Origin of the sequence: Corynebacterium sp. (assembly GCF_030826625.1) — a bacterium.
In the GTDB taxonomy this organism is placed as follows: domain Bacteria; phylum Actinomycetota; class Actinomycetes; order Mycobacteriales; family Mycobacteriaceae; genus Corynebacterium.
Map to the genome: position 1 here is coordinate 6,154 of NZ_JAPJNQ010000080.1, position 3,685 is coordinate 9,838.

Here is a 3,685-nt window from a genome sequence, read left to right on the forward strand (position 1 = left end):
CGCGAATCCGCACTGGGTTCCACAATATTATCCGCGATCGAACCACTAAACAGCTGCGCATCATGGGGTGCAACCAACACTTTTTCGCGCGGCAGTAATTCAAGGCCTTCTGGAACAGAAGCTTCGATCACGTTCACGCACCCTTGGCGCGGGCGCGCAATCTCCGGGAACAGCTCCCAGTTAATTACCGCGTGTGATTCCGGCCGGGCATAGGGAGCGGCAAGCACCGAGCAGATCCTGCTGGCTGAGCCTTGCGCAGTCGCCCATTTCGAGGCGATGTTTTTGCCCAACATCGTCATCGGCGTGATGATAAATTGCGTCAGCCCTATCACGGTGATTAATTCACCGACGCTGATGACGTCGTCAAGCGCCAACCAACCAGCGGCGATACCGATGACGATGATGTAGACCGAGCCAATGGTTTCAGTGATCGCATCCAAAACCGAACGCGCCCCGTGAGCACGCACGGTGGCGGCGTAGGCGTCGTCAGAAACTTTCTGATAACGGGTATAGACCGTATCGACAGCACCAATGCCTTTGAGCACCCGCAGCCCGTGCACCACGTCGGTCGCGGTGGCTGCAGCCTGGGCAAGCCAATGCTGCCGGCTGCCGGAACGGCGCCGCAACGGCCCAGAGGCAGAAACCGAAATCCACACCATGATCGGCCCACCAACCAACACCGCGATCCCCAACGGTACGTTGATAACCGTGACCATCACCCCGACATAAATGATCGAGGCGAACTCCGCGAACGGAAACACGGCCATCAGCACAGCATCGGCGATGCGCTGGGTGTCGCTCGAGGCGATGGATAATAATTCGCCCGCGGTACGACGCTGCCCGCCCAACCCACGGGGATGCGTAACCCGGTCAGTAACCGCCATACGCAGCGAGTGCCCTGTGCACAGCATCGCCAAGGCGAAGTATTTGCGCCCAAACCAACCACACATCGCGTGCACCACGAAGGTCGCCGCCAGAACCGCCAACCACCACAGCAGCGCAGGTAGCTCGCCGCTGGCGACTGCATCGTCAATCGCGCGGCCCACGATCACGGGAGTAAGACCGGTGCACAGAAACATGATCACCGTGGCAACCGCAGCCGGGATGGTCAACCGATGGTACAAAAAGATGGTTTTGAGCAGCCAAAACCGCTCGTTCGGTGCAGGTATTGGTGGTTCCTCATTGCCGGGAAGCTGCGCGGCCGGGGTTACGTCCAACTCCGCGCTGTGCTGCGTTTGCGCATTGCGTGTATTAGTTTGTGTACCGATGACTTCTCCTGTGTTTTTCAAGGCATCTGCGAAAACGAACCCCACCTTCGCTAACGCAGATTTACGCCGCGCCGCCGGTGGGGCTTTTTCTGCTGCCTCATACGACGCGATTCGCCCCGGCTATCCCGCAGCAGTGGCACGCCTAGCCACGCCCGATGGAACCCCCGGCACCGTCGTCGACGGCGGCGCAGGAACTGGTCAATTGAGCAGGGCTCTCGTTGGGCTCGGACATCAAGTCTACGCTTTCGATCCTTCCGCGGGCATGTGCCGATTCCTCGCAGACAACACAGACTTATCGACGTGGCAAGCGAGCGCCGAGGCAACCGGGCTGGCAGACCATGCGGTTGATTGTTTGAGCTACGCCCAAGCCTGGCACTGGTTTGATATACCGGCTGCCAGCCGCGAAGCAGATCGTGTGGTGCGTCCGGGTGGGCGGTTGCTACTGGTGTGGAATACCTTGGATGTTTCCCGTCCCGAGATTTTGCGGCTGGCACGCATCATGCATTCCGGTGATATCCAACCCGCCGGATTTTTCCCGACGGTCGCCGCACCGTGGAAGCTCATAGATACCCTGCGCACAACGATGCACCAAGAACTCACTGTCGCCGGGGTGCACGAGTTGATGCATTCACGCAGCTATTGGCAGCGCGCAAACCAGCGCATCCGCAACCGGCTGACGGGCAACCTGGACTGGTACCTGCTGGATTTCTGGGAGAAATCACGCACCGATACCATCGCGCTTCCCTATCGCACCGACGCTTTTGTCTACGAGCGCGACGCAAGTGAGCGCGACTAAGCTGCTTTCGCGATAGTCGCGCTCGCTGTTAGTGCGGTTGTGCTGCTCCACCGGGGCGTGCAGCCACCGCCGCATTATTTCCGCTTGGTTTTGCGCTCGCGCACACGAACGGCGATGCGCACCGGCGTGCCGTGGAAACCAAAGCGCTCGCGGAATTTGCGCTCCAGGTAACGGCGGTACCCGGCATCCAAAAAACCGGTAGTAAACAGCACGATCGTGGGCGGCTGGGTGCCTGCTTGGGTGGCGAACAGCACCTTCGGCAGGCGGTTGTTTTTCATCGGCGGTGGGTTGGCGGCGATCGCCTCGCGGATCCAGTTGTTGAGCTGGCCCGTCGTCACGCGCTTGTCCCAGCTTTCCAGGGCAGCGATCATGGCTGGCTCCAGTTTGTTGAGCGCGCGGCCGGTTTTCGCCGAAATATTCACCCGGGTTGCCCACGGGATGTGGCGCAGCTGCTCGTCCATTTCGCGTTCCAGCAAAAAGCGGCGCTCTTCTTCCATCAAGTCCCACTTGTTCAGCGCCAGCACCAAGGCTTTGCCAGATTCCAGGACCATTGCTAAAACGCGTTGATCTTGTTCGCTGATTGGCTCGGAGGCATCCACCAGCAGCACGCAGACCTCGGCAGCATCGATCACCCCGCGGGTGCGCAGGGAGGCATAATACTCATGACCCTGCGCGTTTTTCACCTTCTTGCGCAACCCGGCGGTGTCGATAAACCGCCACATCTGCTCATCCAGCTGCACCAACGAGTCGACGGGATCGACCGTGGTACCAGCGACGTTATCGACCACCGAGCGTTCTTCGTTGGCGAATTTATTCAGCAGCGAGGACTTGCCAACGTTCGGCTTGCCCACCAGCGCAACTTTGCGCGGGCCGGAGGTAATCGAGGTCTGGCGCGGGGTTTCTGGGAACACCCGCAGCATCTCGTCGAGCACGTCGGCAGCACCGTGGCCATGCAGCGCCGAGACCGGCCATGGATCACCCAAGCCGAGGCTGTAGAACATCGCCAGATCAGCGTATTGCTGCGGTGAGTCGAATTTATTCGCCACCAACAGCACTGGCACGTTCGAGCGCTGCAGTTTCCGGGCCATCACCACATCGGTCTCGGTCGCGCCAACGCGGGTATCCACGACGAAGATGATCACATCAGCGGTATCCATGGCGACTTCAGCCTGCCGCGCGATGTGCGCGTTCAGGCCTTTGACGTTGGAATCCCAGCCGCCGGTGTCTTGCACCCAGAAGCGTTGGTTTGCCCATTCCGCGAGATAAGAGTTGCGGTCGCGGGTAACGCCCGGGACATCTTCGACGACGGCTTCGCGGCGCCCCAAAAAACGGTTCGTCAGCGAGGACTTACCGACGTTCGGGCGACCGACGATCGCTACCGTGCACAGGGCTTCTTCTACCTGGGTGCCACCCAGGGTAGAAAGGAATTCCTCTTCCAGTGCATCCCAGTCTGGTTCGCCAGCGCCGGTGCCTGCATCATCGCCACCAGCAAACGCGGCGGAAAATTCTGCATCATCGAAATCGTCGCCGGTGTAATCGCGGTATTCCGTTGCCAAATCATCGGGATCATCCGGATTACCCGAATCGGTCAAGTCCACACCCTGGATAATATCGATGATGC

At 59.9% G+C, this 3,685-nt stretch carries 3 protein-coding genes; 1 reads left to right on the top strand and 2 read right to left on the bottom strand.

Going from position 1 to position 3,685, the window contains the following annotated elements:
* Positions 1-1,289: ABC transporter ATP-binding protein (locus tag RCH87_RS08975; RefSeq protein WP_306516363.1), on the bottom strand; the 1,289-nt coding region annotated here is incomplete at its 3' end.
* Here RCH87_RS08975 and RCH87_RS08980 point away from each other — a divergent pair.
* The gene (locus RCH87_RS08980; RefSeq protein WP_306516364.1) at positions 1,267-2,064 is read left to right on the top strand and encodes a class I SAM-dependent methyltransferase; all 798 of its coding nucleotides are present in this window, start codon (positions 1,267-1,269) and stop codon (positions 2,062-2,064) included. The genes RCH87_RS08975 and RCH87_RS08980 overlap by 23 nt on opposite strands.
* Before the next feature lie 74 nt (positions 2,065-2,138).
* On the opposite strand, the gene der is transcribed toward RCH87_RS08980, so the two are convergent.
* Positions 2,139-3,683 (bottom strand): ribosome biogenesis GTPase Der, encoded by a 1,545-nt coding sequence (gene der / locus RCH87_RS08985; RefSeq protein WP_373690967.1) that lies wholly within the window; start codon positions 3,681-3,683, stop codon positions 2,139-2,141.
* Between the last annotated feature and the right edge of the window lie 2 nt (positions 3,684-3,685).